This window comes from Nocardioides sp. CF8, assembly GCF_000389985.1.
Taxonomy (GTDB): Bacteria; Actinomycetota; Actinomycetes; order Propionibacteriales; family Nocardioidaceae; genus Nocardioides; species Nocardioides allogilvus.
In genome coordinates this window covers 510,645-526,200 of the sequence record NZ_CM001852.1, presented here as the reverse complement: position 1 = coordinate 526,200, position 15,556 = coordinate 510,645, and the positions used below count along the sequence as shown (strand labels likewise).

The following is a 15,556-nucleotide window of genomic DNA, read 5'->3' as shown; positions in this document are numbered from 1 at the left end:
CGGCGACGGGAGCGGCGGCGGTGACGCCGAAGGTCTCCTCGAACTCCTTCACGAACTCAGAGAGCTCGATGAGGGTCATTTCCTTGAACGCGTCGAGCAGCTCGACGGTGGTCAGCTTCGCCATGGTGGCGGTTCCTTCCGATCTGTGACCCGCGCATCCGCGCGGATCATGGGGTTTCAGGTGGTGTACGTCGGCCTGGGTCAGGCGTCGGTGGACTCGGTCGCGTCGTCCGTCGCCTCTGCTGCGGGAGCATCCTCGGCCGGAGCCTCGGTGTCCTCGACAGGGGCGGCTTCCTCAGCGGCCGGGGTCTCCTCGGCAGCGGCCGGCGTGCCGGCACCACCTGCGAGGATCGAGGGGTCCTCGGACGCCTTCGCCTCCAGGGCGCCGGCGAGCCGGGCAACCTGGGCGAGCGGGGCGTTGAGGAGGTAGACGGCCTGGGACAGCGACGCGAGCATGCCGCCCGCGAGCTTGCCCAACAGGACCTCACGCGACTCGAGATCGGCCAGCTTGGCGATCTCGGCAGCGTCGAGGGACTTGCCGTCCAGGACACCGCCCTTGATGACAAGAGCGGGGTTTGCCTTGGCAAAGTCACGCAGACCCTTGGCTGCCTCGACCACGTCTCCATTGATGAAGGCGATGGCCGTGGGGCCGGTGAGCAGGTCGTCGAAGCCTTCGATTCCCACCTCGGTGGCGGCAATCTTGGCAAGCGTGTTCTTGACCACGGCGTAGCTGGCGTTCTCGCCGAGGGAGCGCCGCAGGTCCTGCAGCTGCTTCACGGTGAGACCGCGGTACTCGGTCAGCACAGCGCCGGCGGCTTCGTTGAACGACTCAACGATCTCCGCAACGGCAGCAGTCTTTTCTGGCCGCGCCATGGGGTCTCCTTCCGGATGTCGACCACCGGCGTAGACCCCGCACAACGACAAACGCCCCGAGCACAGGCTCAGGGCGCGGAGCCGCATTGCTGCGGATCGTGCTCTCACCTGCGCTGGCCGTCCGCTGTTGGGCGGAACCTTCGATCTCAGGGCTGATGCCCGTCGACAACCGGCGGTCTTTGGATTCGAAGAGCAACAGTACGGCGAGGGCTGCACCGTGCCAAATCGGGAGTTCTGCCACGCGGTCGGCCCGGGGTTGGTTGCATGGCCCCGTGGACGACAACCTTGACACCATCGGCGGCACCCTGGCTCGAGCCGAGGAGCGCATGCGCTCCGGACGACACGCCGCCGAGCGTCTGTGGCCGACCGGCTTCAGCGACCTCGACGCCATCATCGGCGGCGGCCTGCGCTCGGGCGGCCTGGCGCTGCTCGCCGGCCCGCACGGACTCGGCAAGACGACCTTCGCGGTGCAGATCTGCCGCAACGTCGTACGCACCGGACGCCCGGTCCTCTACTTCTCCTACGAGCACGAGGCCGACGACATCTCCCAGAAGCTGCTGGCCATGGAGGCCGGCGAGCTGGACGCCACCGGGCGCTCGCGCCTGACCACCATCCGCGAGGCCTTCGAGGGCGACGACGTGGGCTCCATCGAGCAGCGGCTCGACGCCATCCCCAGCGCGGTGCAGGCGTTGTCCACCGTGCGCGCCTACGCCGAGCTGATGTTCGTGCACCGATCGACGGGCAGCCGCACCGACCTCGCGGCCATCCGAGCCCACATCGACCGGGTCCGTGCGCTCACGGGCAGCGTCCCGCTCGTGGTGGTCGACTACCTGCAGAAGGTGCTGGTCCCCGGTGGGCCGGCCGACGAGAACGAGCGCTCGACCACGGTCGTCGAGGGGCTGAAGGACCTCGCCATCGACATCGCGGCGCCCGTGCTCGCGATCGTCGCCGCCGAGAAGGAGGCCCTCCAGTCCGGCACCCGCATGCGGATGCACCACCTGCGCGGGTCCTCGGCCCTGGCCTACGAGGCCGACGTCGTGCTCGTCCTCAACAACAAGGTCGACATCGTGGCCCGTCACCACCTCATGTACGACCTCGGCAACACCGAGCGCTTCCGGGAGTGGGCCATCCTCGGGATCGAGAAGAACCGCTTCGGGCGCGACGGGATCGAGCTGGAGTACAAGAAGCGCTTCGACCAGGGCCGGTTCGAACCGGAGGGGCGGACGGTCACCGAGCAGCTGATCGACGACCGGGTCTTCCTCGAGTAGGAACCGGCCCGCGGGTCAGCTCAGGCCGGGGATGTCGTCGGCGACCTCCGCCGCCGGCGGCGCCGAGACGTCGACGTCGGTGCCGAAGTCGTAGTAGGTCCCCTCGGTCGTGCTCGTGGTCGGCTTGCCGCCCGTCATGCTGGGCACCTCGAGCTCCTGGTGGAACTTGCGCGGCTGGTCGTCGGCGTCGACCCACATCTCGATGCCGATCTCCTCGGGCAGGTAGGCGGCCATCTCGGCCGGCATCTCCATCGCCTCGGTGTAGGCCGCCGTGTCCATCACGACGTTGTAGTGGTTGGTCTCGACGCCGTCGACCTCCTCGGTGCCGAGCAGCTCGAACTCCTTCGGCGTCTGCATGGCCTTGAACAGCGTGCTGGGGTCGCTCGCCTTGCCGAGCTGGCCGAAGATGCTGTTGGGGTCGGTCATGTCGACCTTGAACCACTTCTTGCCCTCGGGCAGCGGCAGACCGCCGCCGGAGATGTAGAGGACCTTGTCGAGCATGACCATCTCCATCGCCTGGGCGCCGGTGCTCGCGGCTTCCATCGCGATCCCGTCGTCGCCGTACTCCAGGACGCCGGTCATCTCGGTGGCGCTGGCGCCACCCGACGTGGTGACGCTGAAGGCCATCGACTCGGCCTTCTCCATCGCTGCCATCACTGCGGGATAGAACTCCTCGACCGAGAGCTCCTCGAGGTCACCCGAGACCTCGTCGGTGCTGCCGGACGTGTCGACGCCCGCCGAGTCGTCGCTCGCCTTGGTGTCGGTGTCGCCTCCGCACGACGCCGACGTCAGCACGAGAGTGGTGAGCAGGGAGGCTGCGCCGAGTCGGCGGGCCAGGGACGAGCGGGCCATGGTGGCTCCTTCACGATGTGGGCTGGTCGCGCACATCCTCACCCATCGCGCCCGGGCTCAAACCACGCCACCATCTGCTGAACGGGCACCAGGACGACAAGGCCGGGACGAGAACGATTCCATGCGTTTGTCCTCGGGGCACCCTCCGGACGTGTTGAAATCCGACGGTGGACCCGAAGCTGATTCTCGCGAGTGACGTGCTGGAGCGCGTCGACCGTCGCCTGCTCGACCCCGACTCAGCGGCGCCCCTGTGGCCGACCGGGTTCCCATTGCTCGACGAGGCGCTGGGCGGCGGGCTGCGAGCCGGCACGCTCAACCTGCTGGCCGGTGCCCAGGGCGAGGGCAAGACGACGTTGGCGCTGCAGATGGCTCGCCGCTCCGCCAGCGCGGGCCGGCCCGTCGTCTTCGTGTCCTTCGAGCTCGAGGCCGAGACGCTGCTGCAGAAGTGCATCTCCGCCGAGGCCGCAGAGCGCTCGTCCCGCCCGTCGCCCCTCAGTGTGAAGCAGGTACGTGCGGCGTTCGAGGCGTCCGACTCCGTCGCGGGCGGCCTGCCCGAGCGGCTCCGCGAGCACGTCGGCGGCATCGAGGCGCTGACCGCCGTGAGTCGCTACGCAGGTCTGCTGTACATCCACCGCTCCACGGCGACCCAGACGACGCTCGACGTGATCGCGGCGTCCGTGAAGGACGTGCTGGTCGAGCACGGCGTCGCGCCCCTCGTGGTCATCGACTACCTGCAGAAGATCTGCACGCCCGACCACTTGCTCGAGGAGGAGAAGGTCACCCGGATCACCGAGGGCCTCAAGGACCTCAGCATCGAGTTCGAGTGCCCCGTGCTCGCGATCTCCGCCTCCGACCGCGCCGGCCTCGAGCCCGGCACCAGGATGCGGGCCCGCAACATGCGCGGCTCCACCGCCCTGGCGTACGAGGCAGACGTCGTGCTGATCATGAGCAACAAGGCCGACGTCGTCGCCCGCCATCACCTCATGTACGCCGCCAACGGCGGCGAGCACTTCAAGGAGTGGTCGGTCGTGACGATCGAGAAGAACCGCTCCGGGCACAGCGGCGGCGAGGTGGAGTTCCGCAAGCACCTCGAGTGCGGGCGGTTCGACGCCACCGGCCAGGTCGTCTCCGAGAAGCTGATGGACGAACGGGTCTACACGGAATAGGGCGACTCGGGCCCGAAATGACACCACCCCGGCCGCCTGGGCGACCGGGGTGGTGAACAGTTGGTGACTCAGGCTCAAGTCAGGCTTGGGCCTCGTCCTCGACCGCGACGTTCTTGGTGCGGTTGGGGTCGACCTGGACGCCGGGGCCCATGGTCGTGGAGACGGTGACCTTCTTGATGTAGCGGCCCTTGGAGCTGGCCGGCTTCAGACGCAGCACCTCTTCGAGGGCGGCGGCGTAGTTCTCCGCGAGCTGCGCCTCGGAGAAGGACGCCTTGCCGATGATGAAGTGCAGGTTGGAGTGGCGGTCGACGCGGAACTCGATCTTGCCGCCCTTGATGTCGGCGACAGCCTTGGCGACGTCGGCCGTGACCGTGCCGGTCTTCGGGTTGGGCATGAGCGAGCGCGGGCCGAGGACGCGACCGAGGCGGCCGACCTTGCCCATCATGTCGGGGGTCGCGACGACGGCGTCGAAGTCGAGCCAGCCACCGTTGACCTTCTCGATGAGCTCGTCGCCACCGACGAAGTCGGCGCCGGCCTCGCGGGCGGCGTCGGCCTTCTCGGCCACCGCGAACACGAGGACGCGAGCGGTCTTGCCGGTGCCGTGGGGCAGGTTGACGGTGCCGCGCACCATCTGGTCAGCCTTGCGGGGGTCGACGCCGAGACGCATGACGACGTCGAGGGTCTCGTCGAACTTCTTCTTCGAGCCGGCCTTGGCCAGCTTGATGGCGGTCAGCGGGGCGTAGAGCTCGTCCTTGTCGAACTGCTCGGCCGCCGCGCGGTAGGTCTTGCTGCGCTGCATGGGATTCCTCTTATCTGAAAGTGTGGTCGTGAATGAGCCAGCGCGGCTCTGCCACGGGTGTTGCTCGCGGTCGCGAGATGTCAGTCGGTGGTGACGCCCATGGAGCGGGCGGTGCCCTCGACGATCTTCATCGCGGCGTCGATGTTGTTGGCGTTGAGGTCGGGGAGCTTGGTGGTCGCGATCTCGCGCACCTGGTCCTTGGTCAGCTTGCCGACCTTCTCCTTGTGCGGGACGCCCGAACCCTTCTTCAGGCCAGCGGCCTTCTTGATCAGCTCAGCGGCCGGCGGCGTCTTCGTGATGAAGTCGAAGGACCGGTCCTCGTAGATCGTGATCTCGACAGGGATCACGTTGCCACGCATCGACTCGGTCTGCGCGTTGTAGGCCTTGCAGAAGTCCATGATGTTCACGCCGTGGGGACCGAGGGCGGTACCCACCGGCGGAGCCGGAGTTGCTGCGCCAGCCTGCAGCTGCACCTTGACGAGTGCAGCAATCTTCTTCTTGGGAGGCATTTCTTTCTCTCTCTCGTGTGGTCATGACGGGGACCTCCCCCTGCCACTGGTGTTACTTCAACTGGTGCTGGACCTCGTCGCGGCCGAGCGAGCCCGGCCCCGGTGTCAGACCTTTTGGATCTGGCTGAAGCTCAGCTCGACCGGGGTCTCCCGGCCGAAGATCTCGACGAGGGCCTTGACCCTCTGGGACTCGGCGTTGATCTCGGTGATCGTCGCGTGCAACGTCGCGAACGGACCATCGACGACCATGACGGAGTCGGACACGTCGAAGTCGGCCACCTCGACCGGCTTCTTGACCGTGGCGGTGCCCCGACCGGACTTGTCGCCGGCAGCGGCGGCAGCCTCGGCCTCGGCGACGGCGACCACGGCAGGGGCGAGCATGTCCTCGACCTCCTGCATGCTCAGCGGCACTGGCTGGTGGCTGTGGCCGACGAAGCCGGTTACGGACGGCGTGTGCCGCACCGCGGACCACGACTCGTCGGTGAGGTCCATGCGGACCAGGACGTAGCCGGGCAGGACGGTGCGGGTGACCATCTTGCGCTGGCCGTTCTTGATCTCGGCGACTTCCTCGGTGGGGACCACGATCTCGTGGATGTAGTCCTCCATGTTGAGGGAGATGATGCGGTTCTCGAGGTTCTGCTTGACCCGCTTCTCCATGCCGGAGTAGGTGTGCACGACGAACCAGTCGCCCGGCTTGGCCCACAGCTCGCGGCGGAACGCCTCGAGCGGGTCGTCGTCCTCGGGCTCGTCGGCAGCGGCCGACTCGTCGTCAGCGTCGATGTCCTCGGGGGCGTCGGTCTCCTCGGTGCCCTCGGCGGGCTCCTCGGTGTCTGCCTCAGGGGTCACCTCAGTGGCCACGGCGTCCGCGGGAGCGTCCTCGGACGGCGCCTCGAGGGCGTCCTCCGGGGTCGCCTCGGGGGCGTCAGTGGCCTCGTACTCATCCGAGGAGTCGTACTGATCCGACACGTAGTGCTCCGAACTTCTGTCTGCTGGTGTGACCGGCCGCGGGCCGGTCGACTGGACTGTTGCGATTCACACGGGTTGATCCGCATGGCCGGCGAACCGGCGGGCGATCACTGGCTGGCGTTGCCGGTGAACAGGGCGAACGCGAGCTTGCCGAAGGCGAGGTCGAGGGCCGCGACGAACGCCATCATCACGAGGACGAACACCATCACCACCAGGAAGTAGGTGATGAGCTGCTCCTGCGTCGGCCAGACGACCTTGCGCAGCTCGGCGACCACCTGACGGTAGAACGTGACAGGACTGGTGCGCTGCCCGTCGTCGCGGCGGGAGTCCTCACGCGACTCGTGGACCGCGTTGGAGTCCGACACGTCTGCCACCTTCTCTTCGTCGTTTGTCTGTTCCGTGTGTTTTGCAGGGCACGAGGGACTTGAACCCCCAACCTTCGGTTTTGGAGACCGATGCTCTGCCAGTTGAGCTAGTGCCCTCCGATGGATCGGCACCCGCCGGTGACGCCCGCAGGACGGGCAGCACGAAGCAGGTGGTGTGAGCCACCAAACGTGAAGCATACGCAAGGCCCCCCAGCGGCGTCGAACCGGCGGCTTCGTCGCGCAAGCCTCATCGGCCATTCGCGCATTCGCCATCTGGTCGTCGAGGAGGTAGGGCGAGGTGGGAGGGCCTCGCCGCCCGGCGGGGGTCGTCCAGCTCGGGAGACTGCCATGAACATCCGCCTGCGCTCACTCGTCCGCTCCGCTGTCCCGCTCCTCGTCACCGGCGTGCTCGTCGGCGCGCCGCTGGAGCCGGCGCTCGCCGCTCCCCCGGGTGCGGACGCCGTCGAGAACATCGCCCACCGGGGTTCCTCCGGGGTCGTGCCGGAGAACACGATCGCCGCCGTCGAGCGGGCCCTGGCCCAGGGTGCGGACACGATCGAGAACGACATCCAGCGCACCGCCGATGGCGAGCTGGTGATCATGCACGACACCACGCTCGCCCGGACCACGGACGTGGAGCAGGTCTTCCCCGACCGCGCCCCCTGGTCGGTGGGCTCGTTCACGCTCGCCGAGATCAAGCAGCTCGATGCCGGCTCGTGGTTCTCGGCGGCGTACGCAGGAGAGCGCGTGCCGACCCTGGGCGAGTGGGTGCGGGCCGTGGGCAACCGCGCCGGGATGCTCCTGGAGCCCAAGGCGCCCGAGCTCTACCCCGGCATCGAGGTCGACCTCGACAAGGAGCTGCGCGCGCTGCCGGAGTTCACGCGGGCGCTCAAGCGCGGCGAGGTCGTCGTGCAGGCCTTCAACCACCCCTGGCTCAGGGCCTACCAGGACCTCGCGCCCGACGTGCCGACCGGCCTGCTCTTCGGCGCCACCCCGACGCAGGCCCAGATCGACGCTGCCGCGACGTGGGCCGAGCAGGTCAACCCGGCGCTCGGAGTGACCAGCGAGGGCACCGTCACGGCCGTGCACGACGCGGGCATGGAGATCAACGTGTGGACCGTCAACGGCGGGCAGGACATGCGCCGCGCCCTGTCCTGGCAGGTCGACGGGATCATCACCAACTACCCGCAGGTGCTCGCCGAGATCCTGCGCAAGAGCTGAACCTCCCGACCACGAGGACGCGGCGCCCTAGCATGGCGACATGCCTGGGCACCGCGACCTCCACACGCTCCCCAAGGCGCATCTCCACCTGCACTTCACCGGCTCCATGCGGCACGCGACGCTGCTCGAGCTCGCCGAGCGCGACGGCATCGCGCTGCCGGACAGCCTCGTCGAGGACTGGCCGCCCCAGCTCTCGGCCGCCGACGAGAAGGGCTGGTTCCGCTTCCAGCGCCTCTACGACGTCGCACGCTCGGTGCTGCGCACGCCCGACGACGTACGGCGACTGGTGCTCGAGGCAGCGGAGGACGACGTCGCAGACGGCGGGCGGTGGCTCGAGATCCAGGTCGACCCCAGCGGCTACGCCGCCCGGTTCGGCGGCATCACCACCTTCACCGAGCTGGTGCTCGACTGCGTCCGCGACGCCTCGGAGCGGACCGGTCTGGGCATGGCCGTGGTGATCGCGGCCAACCGCACGCGCCACCCCCTCGACGCGCGCACCCTGGCCCGGCTGGCCGGGCAGTACGCCGGTCACGGAGTCGTCGGCTTCGGGCTGTCCAACGACGAGCGACGGGGACGGACCGGCGAGTTCGCCGGGGCCTTCGCGATCGCGGAACGCGCGGGGTTGCTGCTCGCCCCGCACGGCGGCGAGCTGCGCGGGCCCGAGCACATCCGGGTGTGTCTGGACGAGCTGCACGCCGACCGCCTCGGCCACGGCGTGCGCGCTGCCGAGGACCCGGCGCTGCTCGACCGGATCGTCCAGGCCGGGGTGGCCCTGGAGGTGTGCCCGGTCTCCAACGTGGCGCTCGGCGTCTACTCCGACCTCACCTCGGTGCCGCTCCCCCAATTGATCGCGGCCGGCGCCACCATCGCGCTGGGTGCCGACGACCCCCTGCTCTTCGGCTCGCGGCTCGCCGGCCAGTACGCCACCATGCGCGCCGCCCACGACCTCGACGACGCCACGCTGGCCGACCTCGCCCGCAGCTCCTTCGCCGCCTCGCGCGCCCCGGCCGAGCTGATCTCCGCGGCAACCGGGGAAATCACCGATTGGCTGTCGGTCGTTCCTGAGAGGATGTCGGGGTGACGCCACCCGACGAGCCGCCGAGCAACCCCTACGACCCCAACTGGCCCAAGCCGGAGCAGCCCGCCTCGAGCGGGAGCAGCGACTCCCCCGGCCAGCCGTGGGGTCAGCCCTACGGCCAGCCCTACGGTCAGGACCCCTCGGCGCAGCAGCCCCCGCCGTCGACCGGCGAGGCGCCGTACGCGCCCCATGGCCAGCAGCAGCCGTGGGGCCAGGCGCCCTACGGGCAGCCGGGCTACCCGTCCCAGCCGCCCTACGGCACGCCGCCCTACGGCGGCCAGGTCGCCTCGCACCCGTCGGCGACGACCTCCATGGTGCTGGGCATCGGCGCCCTGGTCGGCATGTTCGTCTGCGGCGTGCCGGTCCTGCTGGCGCCGTTCGCCTGGGTGATCGGCGGTCGCGCGGTCAAGGAGATCGACGCCAACCCGGGTCGCTGGTCAGGACGCGAGCAGGCGCAGGCCGGCCGGATCATGGGCATGATCGGCACCGGTCTGCTGGTGCTCGGCACCATCGCCGCGATCATCTTGTTCACGGTCGCGTTCTCGGTCACCGAGGGCTCCGACCTGGACTTCGACCCGGACACCGATTCCTACACGTCCGACCCGTCGTTCTGAGGCTCGTCCTCAGAGGGTGCAGCCGACGAGCACCGGCTCGTTGACGAGGCGTACGCCGAAGGCCTGCTCCACCCCGTCGCGCACGGCGCGCGCCAGCGCCAGCAGCTCGGCGGTCGTGGCAGAGCCACGGTTGGTGAGCGCGAGCGTGTGCTTGGTCGAGAGCGAGGCCCGGCCACCGATGTCGTGGCCCTTGGCGAACCCGGCGCGCTCGATCAGCCAGGCGGCGCTGGACTTCACGGTGCCGTCGGGCTGGGGCCAGCGGGGCGCGTCGGGCGGGAGGGCGTCGGCCTGCTCGGGCGTGAGGAACGGGTTGGTGAAGAAGGACCCCGCGCTCCAGGTGTCGTGGTCGGTGGGGTCGAGGACCATGCCCTTGCCGGCACGCAGGCCGAGGACGGCGCTGCGCACCTCGGCGAGCGGCGCGCGCTGGCCGGCCTCGACACCGAGGGTGCGGGCGAGCTCGGCATAGGCGACCGGCGCGCCGAGAGACCCCGGCCGCAGCTGGAAGTCGACGCTGAGGACGACGTGGCGCGAGGGATCGGCCTTGAAGCGCGAGTGGCGGTAGCCGAAGCCGCAGTCGGCAGCGGCGAAGGTGCGCACGCCCTTGAGCGTGCGGTCCCACACGCGGACCGACGCGATCGTCTGGGCGACGTCCTGGCCGTAGGCGCCGACGTTCTGGATCGGGCTGGCACCGACGCGACCCGGGATGCCGGAGAGCGCCTCGACGCCGACCCAGCCGCGCTCGACCGCGGTGGCCACGAAGTCGTCCCAGCCCTCACCGGCGGCGACCTGCACCATGACCCCGCCGCAGACGCCCTCGCAGTCGTCGGTGTCGGGGGTGATGCCGGACGTGGCGACCTCGACGACGAGCCCTTCGAAGCCCTCGTCGGCGACCACGAGGTTGGAGCCGCCGCCCAGGACCAGGACCGGGGTGCCGCTCGCGTCGGCGCCGGAGACGGCGTCGATGATCTCCTGCTCCGTGGCCGCGCGCACCCAGGCGCGGGCCGGACCGCCGAGGCGCAGGGTCGTGTGGTCGGCGAGGAGCCTGCTGGACGGGTCAGGCACGGACGACGGCCTTGGGCATCCCGAGGACCTTGACGTCACCGCAGGTCACCTCGAGGGCGATCGTGACCAGGCCGTCCTCGACCTTCTTGACCGAGCCGGCGACGACGATCTCGACGGCGCCGTCGGCCGGGACGACGACCGGGTTGGTGAACTTGCAGCCGAGCTCGACGACCTCGGCCCCGTCGGTCCACGCCGCGACCGCCCGCCCGGCGAGGCCGAGGGTGAGCATGCCGTGGGCGATGACACCGGGCAGGCCGACGCTGCGGGCGACGTCCTCGTCCTGGTGGATCGGGTTGGGGTCGCCGCTCGCCTGTGCGTAGGCGACCAGGTCGGCGCGGGTCAGGGGGAAGGTGACCGGCTCGAACGCCTCGCCGGCCCTCATGCGGCACCTGCGGTGTGGACCAGGGTCGCCTTCGCCGTACAGACCAGGGCGCCGGAGGCGTCGTGGATCGCGCTGCTGGTGCCGATGATGTCGGCGCCGCCGATCTGGCGCAGCGAGGCCACCGTCAGCGTGGCGGTGAGCTGGTCGCCGATCCGGACCGGGCGCTCGTAGGCGAAGCGCTGCTCGCCGTGGATGATCCGGAAGAGGTCGATCTCCTCGGCGGCCAGGAACGCGTTCATCGCGTCGAAGGCCAGGACGATGGGGTAGGTCGGGGGCACTGCGTCACCCGCCGGGCCACCGAGCGCCGTCGCGAACGCGTCGACATCGGCACGCGACACCTCGCGCTGGGGCGTCGGTGGGAACTCGCGCCCCACCAGGGACTGATCGACGGGCATGGGCGTGAGCCTAAATGACGACGACCCGGCACAAGATGTGCCGGGTCGAGGTGAAGAGCTGGGATCAGCGGGTCTCGCGGTGCGCGGTGTGCGTGCGGCAGCGCGGGCAGAACTTCGACAGCTCGATGCGGTCGGGGTCGTTGCGGCGGTTCTTCTTGGTGATGTAGTTCCGCTCCTTGCAATCGACGCACGCGAGCGTGATCTTGGGGCGAACGTCAGAGCTCTTGCTGGCCACGGGATGTCCTTAGAAGTTTGTGAATCAATGCAGGCTGTTCGGTAGCGGGGGCGGGACTCGAACCCGCGACACCACGATTATGAGCCGTGTGCTCTAACCACCTGAGCTACCCCGCCGCCAGGCAGGTGCACCGCCAGACTACGACGAGCTCCAACCCAGAGCCCCTTTACGGAATCGAACCGTAGACCTTCTCCTTACCATGGAGACGCTCTGCCGACTGAGCTAAAGGGGCAACGACGGAGAAGAATACACACGGCCGACCGGGAACTGAAATCGCCTCAGCGCAGCGCTCTCAGTCCTGGATCCGGGGCCACGGAGCAGCCTGTTCCAACTCGTAGGCCAGCTCGATCAACCGGGCTTCGCGACCCCATCCGGCGCCCAGCATCATGCCCTGCGGAAGCCCCGTCGAGGTGGTCGCCAGCGGCAGCGAGATCGACGGCTCACCGGTGGCGTTGGCCAGCGGCGTGAAGGCCACCCAGTCGAGCAGCCGCCCCATGATGTCGTCGTAGTCGGCGCTCGGCGAGAGGTCCCCGACGCGGGGTGTGGCCGTCGCCAGCGTCGGCGTGAGCGTGACGTCGTACGTCGCTCGGTGGCGCGCCGCGAGGCGCTTGCTGGCGCCGATCGCGGCGATCGCGCCGGGGAGGCGGTGGAGGTGGCGGCGGGTGTGCCGATCGAGCCCGAGGGTGAGGTTGTCGAGGCGGGAGCGGTCCCACGTGGGACCGAAGGTGCTCCGGCCGGTGCGCACGATGAACATCGCCAGCATCCCCCAGTAGAGGAGGAAGTCGTCGACGAAGGAGTCGGGCACCGGCGGGTCGATCTCCTCGACGCGGTGACCCAGCGACTCGAGCAGGGCGGCGGTCTTGAGGGTGAGCTCGCGGACCTCCGGGCTGGCGTCGCGGCCGACGCCCTGCGTCACCACGGCGATCCGCAGCCGGGAGCGCCCCGGCCGGGTGAGGTCGCCGATCGGGGCCAGCCGCGGGTGCCGGAAGACCTTCTCGGCCTCGCGGTAGAACGCGGCCGTGTCACGCACCGACCGGGTCAGCACGCCGTCGGAGACGATCCGCACCGGCATGTCGCGCATCATCTTGTCCTGCGCCAGCCGGTTGCGCGTCGGCTTCAGCCCGACGAGGCCGTTGACGGCGGCCGGGATGCGGATCGACCCGCCACCGTCGTTGGCGTGCGCGATCGGGACCACGCCGGCCGCGACGAACGCGGCCGAGCCCGCGGAGGAGGCGCCGGCGTAGTGGTCGAGGTGCCACGGGGTGCGCACCGGGCCGAGGCGCGCGTGGTCGACGGCGGCATTGAAGCCGAACTCCGAGAGCCGGGTCTTGCCGAGCGGGATCACGCCCGTGGCGAGGAACATCCGGGCGAAGTCGCCGTCCTGCTTGCGGGGACCTCCGACGAAGGCGTCGGTGCCGTGCTGGGTGGGCATCCCCGCGACGTCGACGTTGTCCTTGACGAACGTCGGCACCCCGGCGAAGAAGCCGGGCCGCGGCGCCCGCGACTCGGCGCGAGCCCGCTCGAAGGCCGCATGGGCCATCGCCCCCAGGTCGGCGTCGACCGCCTGCGCGCGGGCGATCGCCGCGTCGATCACCTCGGTGACCGGGAGGCCGGCGTGCATCGCAGCCACCAGCCCCACCGCGTCGAGGTCCTGCAGGGCGTCGTCGGCGAAGGCGTGCACGCGGGTCATGCCGGGCAGGGTAGCCCCGACGTCACTGCAGGAGCAGGAGCAGGACGGGGAGCAGCATGCTCGTGGCGAGGGCGGTCAGGCCCATCGACAAGCCGCTGAACGCGCCCTCGGTCTCGTCCTCGGCCAGGGCGCGACTCGTCCCGATCCCGTGCGAGGTGGCACCGAGCGCCAGGCCGCGTGCCCGGCGGTCACGCACACGCGCCAGGTCGAGCACGGCCGGACCGACCACCGCACCGAGGACCCCGATCGAGATCGCGAACACCGCCGTCAGCGACGGGATGCCGCCGGCCACCTCGGACAACGCGATCGAGACGGGCGTCGTCGCGGCCTTGGGGGCCATCGTCACCGCCAGCACCTCGTCGCCGCCGAGCGCCTTCACGAGCGCGTAGGCCGTGACGATCGACGCCGCCGCGCCGACCGGGATGGCGACCAGCATCGGCAGCAGGACGCCCCGCAGTCGCCGTACCTGCCGATGCAGTGGGACCGCGAGCGCGACGGTCGCCGGACCGAGCCAGAACGCGACGATCTCGGTGCCCTCGCGGTAGGCGGCGTAGTCGATGTCGGCCGCCCAGAGGACCAGGCCGATGAACACGATCGCGACGAGCACCGGCTGCGCGAGCGCGTGCCCGCCCGTCCGGTCGCGCGCCTCGCAGCCGAGGCGGTAGCCGACCAGCGTCAGCGCCACCAGGGCGAGCGGCGAGGTGCGCAGCCACTCGAGGGCCTCGCTCATGTGCGCCTCGTCATGAGCGTCACGAGCCAGCCGACGACGAGCAGGCCGGCGAGCCAGCTCACGGCCATGGCGCCCACGATCGGCAGCGCGTCTGCTCGCAGGACGGCGAGGTAGGTGACGATGCCGACGCCCGCCGGGACGAAGAAGAGCTGCAGGTGACGGAGCATCGCGTCCGAGGCCCGCAGCACGCCGGCGCCCTCGTCGGGATCTCGCCACTGGAGGAGCGCGAAGAGCAGCACCATCCCGACGATCGGCCCCGGCACGGGCGCATCCGTCAGGCGGACCGCGACCTCGCCGACGACCTGGCAGACCAGGAGCCACATGAGGCCGTTGATCACGCCCAGACCCCGCTCGAGCCGCGGCGGTGGCAGCCGACGAGGTGGTCGTCGACGATCCCGACGGCCTGCATCAGCGCATACATCGTGGTCGGGCCGACGTGCGCGAAGCCGATCCTCTTCAGTGCCTTGCTCAGGGCGAGGCTCTCGGGGCTGGTCGCCCCCATCTCGTCCGTGTCGTGGGGGGCGGGGGTCCGGTCGGGACGGAAGGACCACAGGAAGTCGACGAGTCCGCCCTGGTCGCGCAGCGCCACGGTCGCCCTGGCGTTCGCGACGGCGGCGTCGATCTTGCGGCGGTTGCGCACGATGCGTGCCTCGAGCATCAGGCGCTCGGTGTCGCTGTCGTCGTACGCCGCGACCACGTCGGCGTCGAAGCCGACGAACACCTCGCGGAAGGCCTCGCGCTTGTTCAGGATCGTCAGCCAGGACAGCCCCGACTGGAACGCCTCCAGGGTCAGCCGCTCCAGGTGGGCGGCCTCGCCGACGACCGGCATCCCCCACTCCGTGTCGTGGTAGGCGAGGTTGACCGGGTCGCCCGCACCCCACGGGCAGCGCGCGAGTCCGTCGTCTCCGATCACAGGTCCGGCCATGGGCGTCATCCTCGCGCGGCCCGCCGAGCCGGCGCCAACCCGACCCCGAGCCGCCGACCCGCTTGACCTAATGCGTTAGTCATGACTAACGTATTACTCATGACCGACGCCCTCTCCGCTGCCGCGGAGCCCACCCGGCGCCGGATCCTGCAACTGCTGGCCCCGCAGCCGCGGACGGTCAGCGAGATCGCTGCCGACTTCACCGTCACCCGCTCGGCCATCTCCCAGCACCTGCTGCTGCTGGAGGAGGTCGGCCTGGTCACGGCCGAGAAGGTCGGGCGCCAGCGGATCTACCGCGTCCGACCCGACGGCCTGCGCGAGCTCCAGGCCGAGATCGACCGCTTCTGGACGACCGAGCTCGACCTGCTGGTCGCCGACGCACACCACCTCGACGACAACCGCCCAACCGACCACCGCTGAAAGGCA

20 protein-coding genes, 3 tRNA genes and 1 pseudogene are annotated in these 15,556 nt (G+C 70.0%); 6 read left to right on the top strand and 18 right to left on the bottom strand.

Going from position 1 to position 15,556, the window contains the following annotated elements:
- Positions 1-124, bottom strand: a pseudogene (locus CF8_RS22870) (50S ribosomal protein L7/L12); the annotation flags it as partial.
- 77 nt (positions 125-201) lie between these two features.
- Positions 202-873: a 50S ribosomal protein L10 gene (gene rplJ / locus CF8_RS02545; protein WP_010831573.1), complete on the bottom strand. Its 672-nt coding sequence runs from the start codon at positions 871-873 to the stop codon at positions 202-204.
- A gap of 272 nt (positions 874-1,145) precedes the next feature.
- Between rplJ and CF8_RS02540 the strand changes: the two genes are divergently transcribed.
- Complete coding sequence (locus CF8_RS02540; protein ID WP_010831572.1) at positions 1,146-2,141, top strand: DnaB-like helicase C-terminal domain-containing protein; 996 nt, start codon at positions 1,146-1,148, stop codon at positions 2,139-2,141.
- A 15-nt stretch (positions 2,142-2,156) separates the two neighbouring features.
- On the opposite strand, the gene CF8_RS02535 is transcribed toward CF8_RS02540, so the two are convergent.
- Positions 2,157-2,993 carry a hypothetical protein gene (locus CF8_RS02535; RefSeq protein ID WP_036490028.1) on the bottom strand — a complete coding sequence of 279 codons (837 nt, stop codon included), beginning with the start codon at positions 2,991-2,993 and terminating at the stop codon, positions 2,157-2,159.
- Between the two features lie 167 nt (positions 2,994-3,160).
- On the opposite strand from CF8_RS02535, the gene CF8_RS02530 reads away from it, so the two are divergent.
- Entirely contained in the window at positions 3,161-4,159 is a 999-nt protein-coding gene (locus tag CF8_RS02530; RefSeq protein ID WP_010831570.1) for a DnaB-like helicase C-terminal domain-containing protein, read from the top strand.
- Between the two features lie 79 nt (positions 4,160-4,238).
- Here CF8_RS02530 and rplA read toward each other — a convergent pair whose 3' ends face one another.
- The 5 genes from rplA to CF8_RS02505 all read right to left on the bottom strand — a co-directional run bounded on the left by rplA (position 4,239) and on the right by CF8_RS02505 (position 6,915).
- Complete coding sequence (gene rplA, locus CF8_RS02525; protein ID WP_010831569.1) at positions 4,239-4,958, bottom strand: 50S ribosomal protein L1; 720 nt, start codon at positions 4,956-4,958, stop codon at positions 4,239-4,241.
- An 80-nt stretch (positions 4,959-5,038) separates the two neighbouring features.
- The gene (gene rplK, locus CF8_RS02520; RefSeq protein WP_010831568.1) at positions 5,039-5,467 is read right to left on the bottom strand and encodes a 50S ribosomal protein L11; all 429 of its coding nucleotides are present in this window, start codon (positions 5,465-5,467) and stop codon (positions 5,039-5,041) included.
- A gap of 105 nt (positions 5,468-5,572) precedes the next feature.
- Positions 5,573-6,433 carry a transcription termination/antitermination protein NusG gene (gene nusG / locus CF8_RS02515; protein ID WP_010831567.1) on the bottom strand — a complete coding sequence of 287 codons (861 nt, stop codon included), beginning with the start codon at positions 6,431-6,433 and terminating at the stop codon, positions 5,573-5,575.
- A gap of 107 nt (positions 6,434-6,540) precedes the next feature.
- Positions 6,541-6,798 carry a preprotein translocase subunit SecE gene (secE, locus tag CF8_RS02510; RefSeq protein ID WP_036490027.1) on the bottom strand — a complete coding sequence of 86 codons (258 nt, stop codon included), beginning with the start codon at positions 6,796-6,798 and terminating at the stop codon, positions 6,541-6,543.
- 44 nt (positions 6,799-6,842) lie between these two features.
- Positions 6,843-6,915, bottom strand: a tRNA-Trp gene (locus CF8_RS02505).
- A gap of 231 nt (positions 6,916-7,146) precedes the next feature.
- On the opposite strand from CF8_RS02505, the gene CF8_RS02500 reads away from it, so the two are divergent.
- From CF8_RS02500 to CF8_RS20610, 3 genes are read left to right on the top strand one after another with little or no spacing between them, the layout of a single operon-like run.
- Positions 7,147-8,019 carry a glycerophosphodiester phosphodiesterase gene (locus tag CF8_RS02500; RefSeq protein ID WP_010831565.1) on the top strand — a complete coding sequence of 291 codons (873 nt, stop codon included), beginning with the start codon at positions 7,147-7,149 and terminating at the stop codon, positions 8,017-8,019.
- A 40-nt stretch (positions 8,020-8,059) separates the two neighbouring features.
- Positions 8,060-9,100: an adenosine deaminase gene (locus tag CF8_RS02495; RefSeq protein WP_010831564.1), complete on the top strand. Its 1,041-nt coding sequence runs from the start codon at positions 8,060-8,062 to the stop codon at positions 9,098-9,100.
- Positions 9,097-9,711: a DUF4190 domain-containing protein gene (locus CF8_RS20610; RefSeq protein WP_010831563.1), complete on the top strand. Its 615-nt coding sequence runs from the start codon at positions 9,097-9,099 to the stop codon at positions 9,709-9,711. The genes CF8_RS02495 and CF8_RS20610 overlap by 4 nt, the downstream gene beginning before the upstream one ends.
- Positions 9,712-9,720: 9 nt before the next feature.
- On the opposite strand, the gene CF8_RS02485 is transcribed toward CF8_RS20610, so the two are convergent.
- The 10 genes from CF8_RS02485 to CF8_RS02440 all read right to left on the bottom strand — a co-directional run bounded on the left by CF8_RS02485 (position 9,721) and on the right by CF8_RS02440 (position 15,130).
- On the bottom strand, positions 9,721-10,773 hold the full coding sequence (locus tag CF8_RS02485; protein ID WP_010831562.1) for a UDP-N-acetylmuramate dehydrogenase: 1,053 nt from the start codon (positions 10,771-10,773) through the stop codon (positions 9,721-9,723).
- Positions 10,766-11,155 (bottom strand): MaoC/PaaZ C-terminal domain-containing protein, encoded by a 390-nt coding sequence (locus CF8_RS02480; RefSeq protein WP_010831561.1) that lies wholly within the window; start codon positions 11,153-11,155, stop codon positions 10,766-10,768. The genes CF8_RS02485 and CF8_RS02480 overlap by 8 nt, the downstream gene beginning before the upstream one ends.
- Positions 11,152-11,550, bottom strand: a complete 399-nt coding sequence (locus CF8_RS02475) for an FAS1-like dehydratase domain-containing protein (protein WP_010831560.1) — start codon at positions 11,548-11,550, stop codon at positions 11,152-11,154. The genes CF8_RS02480 and CF8_RS02475 overlap by 4 nt, the downstream gene beginning before the upstream one ends.
- Positions 11,551-11,614: 64 nt before the next feature.
- Complete coding sequence (gene rpmG, locus CF8_RS02470) at positions 11,615-11,785, bottom strand: 50S ribosomal protein L33 (protein ID WP_036490026.1); 171 nt, start codon at positions 11,783-11,785, stop codon at positions 11,615-11,617.
- A gap of 42 nt (positions 11,786-11,827) precedes the next feature.
- Positions 11,828-11,901, bottom strand: a tRNA-Met gene (locus CF8_RS02465).
- A gap of 43 nt (positions 11,902-11,944) precedes the next feature.
- Positions 11,945-12,017, bottom strand: a tRNA-Thr gene (locus tag CF8_RS02460).
- A 60-nt stretch (positions 12,018-12,077) separates the two neighbouring features.
- Entirely contained in the window at positions 12,078-13,475 is a 1,398-nt protein-coding gene (locus CF8_RS02455) for an amidase (RefSeq protein WP_010831558.1), read from the bottom strand.
- Between the two features lie 22 nt (positions 13,476-13,497).
- The gene (locus CF8_RS02450) at positions 13,498-14,205 is read right to left on the bottom strand and encodes an LrgB family protein (RefSeq protein WP_010831557.1); all 708 of its coding nucleotides are present in this window, start codon (positions 14,203-14,205) and stop codon (positions 13,498-13,500) included.
- Positions 14,202-14,543, bottom strand: coding sequence for a CidA/LrgA family protein (locus tag CF8_RS02445; protein WP_010831556.1), 342 nt, complete (start codon positions 14,541-14,543; stop codon positions 14,202-14,204). Before CF8_RS02445 ends, CF8_RS02450 begins: the two co-directional genes overlap by 4 nt.
- On the bottom strand, positions 14,540-15,130 hold the full coding sequence (locus tag CF8_RS02440; protein ID WP_010831555.1) for a DNA-3-methyladenine glycosylase I: 591 nt from the start codon (positions 15,128-15,130) through the stop codon (positions 14,540-14,542). Before CF8_RS02440 ends, CF8_RS02445 begins: the two co-directional genes overlap by 4 nt.
- Before the next feature lie 99 nt (positions 15,131-15,229).
- Between CF8_RS02440 and CF8_RS02435 the strand changes: the two genes are divergently transcribed.
- The gene (locus CF8_RS02435) at positions 15,230-15,550 is read left to right on the top strand and encodes an ArsR/SmtB family transcription factor (protein WP_010831554.1); all 321 of its coding nucleotides are present in this window, start codon (positions 15,230-15,232) and stop codon (positions 15,548-15,550) included.
- Positions 15,551-15,556: the final 6 nt, after the last annotated feature.

Excerpts from the sequence above, each read along its gene's own strand:
- CF8_RS02440 (WP_010831555.1), bottom strand. The coding sequence starts at position 15,130 with ATGGCCGGACCTGTGATCGGAGACGACGGACTCGCGCGCTGCCCGTGG.
- CF8_RS02480 (WP_010831561.1), bottom strand. The coding sequence starts at position 11,155 with ATGAGGGCCGGCGAGGCGTTCGAGCCGGTCACCTTCCCCCTGACCCGC.
- CF8_RS02500 (WP_010831565.1), top strand. The coding sequence starts at position 7,147 with ATGAACATCCGCCTGCGCTCACTCGTCCGCTCCGCTGTCCCGCTCCTC.
- CF8_RS02475 (WP_010831560.1), bottom strand. The coding sequence starts at position 11,550 with ATGCCCGTCGATCAGTCCCTGGTGGGGCGCGAGTTCCCACCGACGCCC.
- rplA (WP_010831569.1), bottom strand. The coding sequence starts at position 4,958 with ATGCAGCGCAGCAAGACCTACCGCGCGGCGGCCGAGCAGTTCGACAAG.
- CF8_RS02450 (WP_010831557.1), bottom strand. The coding sequence starts at position 14,205 with ATGAGCGAGGCCCTCGAGTGGCTGCGCACCTCGCCGCTCGCCCTGGTG.
- CF8_RS02455 (WP_010831558.1), bottom strand. The coding sequence starts at position 13,475 with ATGACCCGCGTGCACGCCTTCGCCGACGACGCCCTGCAGGACCTCGAC.
- CF8_RS02435 (WP_010831554.1), top strand. The coding sequence starts at position 15,230 with ATGACCGACGCCCTCTCCGCTGCCGCGGAGCCCACCCGGCGCCGGATC.
- rplJ (WP_010831573.1), bottom strand. The coding sequence starts at position 873 with ATGGCGCGGCCAGAAAAGACTGCTGCCGTTGCGGAGATCGTTGAGTCG.
- CF8_RS02495 (WP_010831564.1), top strand. The coding sequence starts at position 8,060 with ATGCCTGGGCACCGCGACCTCCACACGCTCCCCAAGGCGCATCTCCAC.
- CF8_RS02535 (WP_036490028.1), bottom strand. The coding sequence starts at position 2,993 with ATGGCCCGCTCGTCCCTGGCCCGCCGACTCGGCGCAGCCTCCCTGCTC.
- rplK (WP_010831568.1), bottom strand. The coding sequence starts at position 5,467 with ATGCCTCCCAAGAAGAAGATTGCTGCACTCGTCAAGGTGCAGCTGCAG.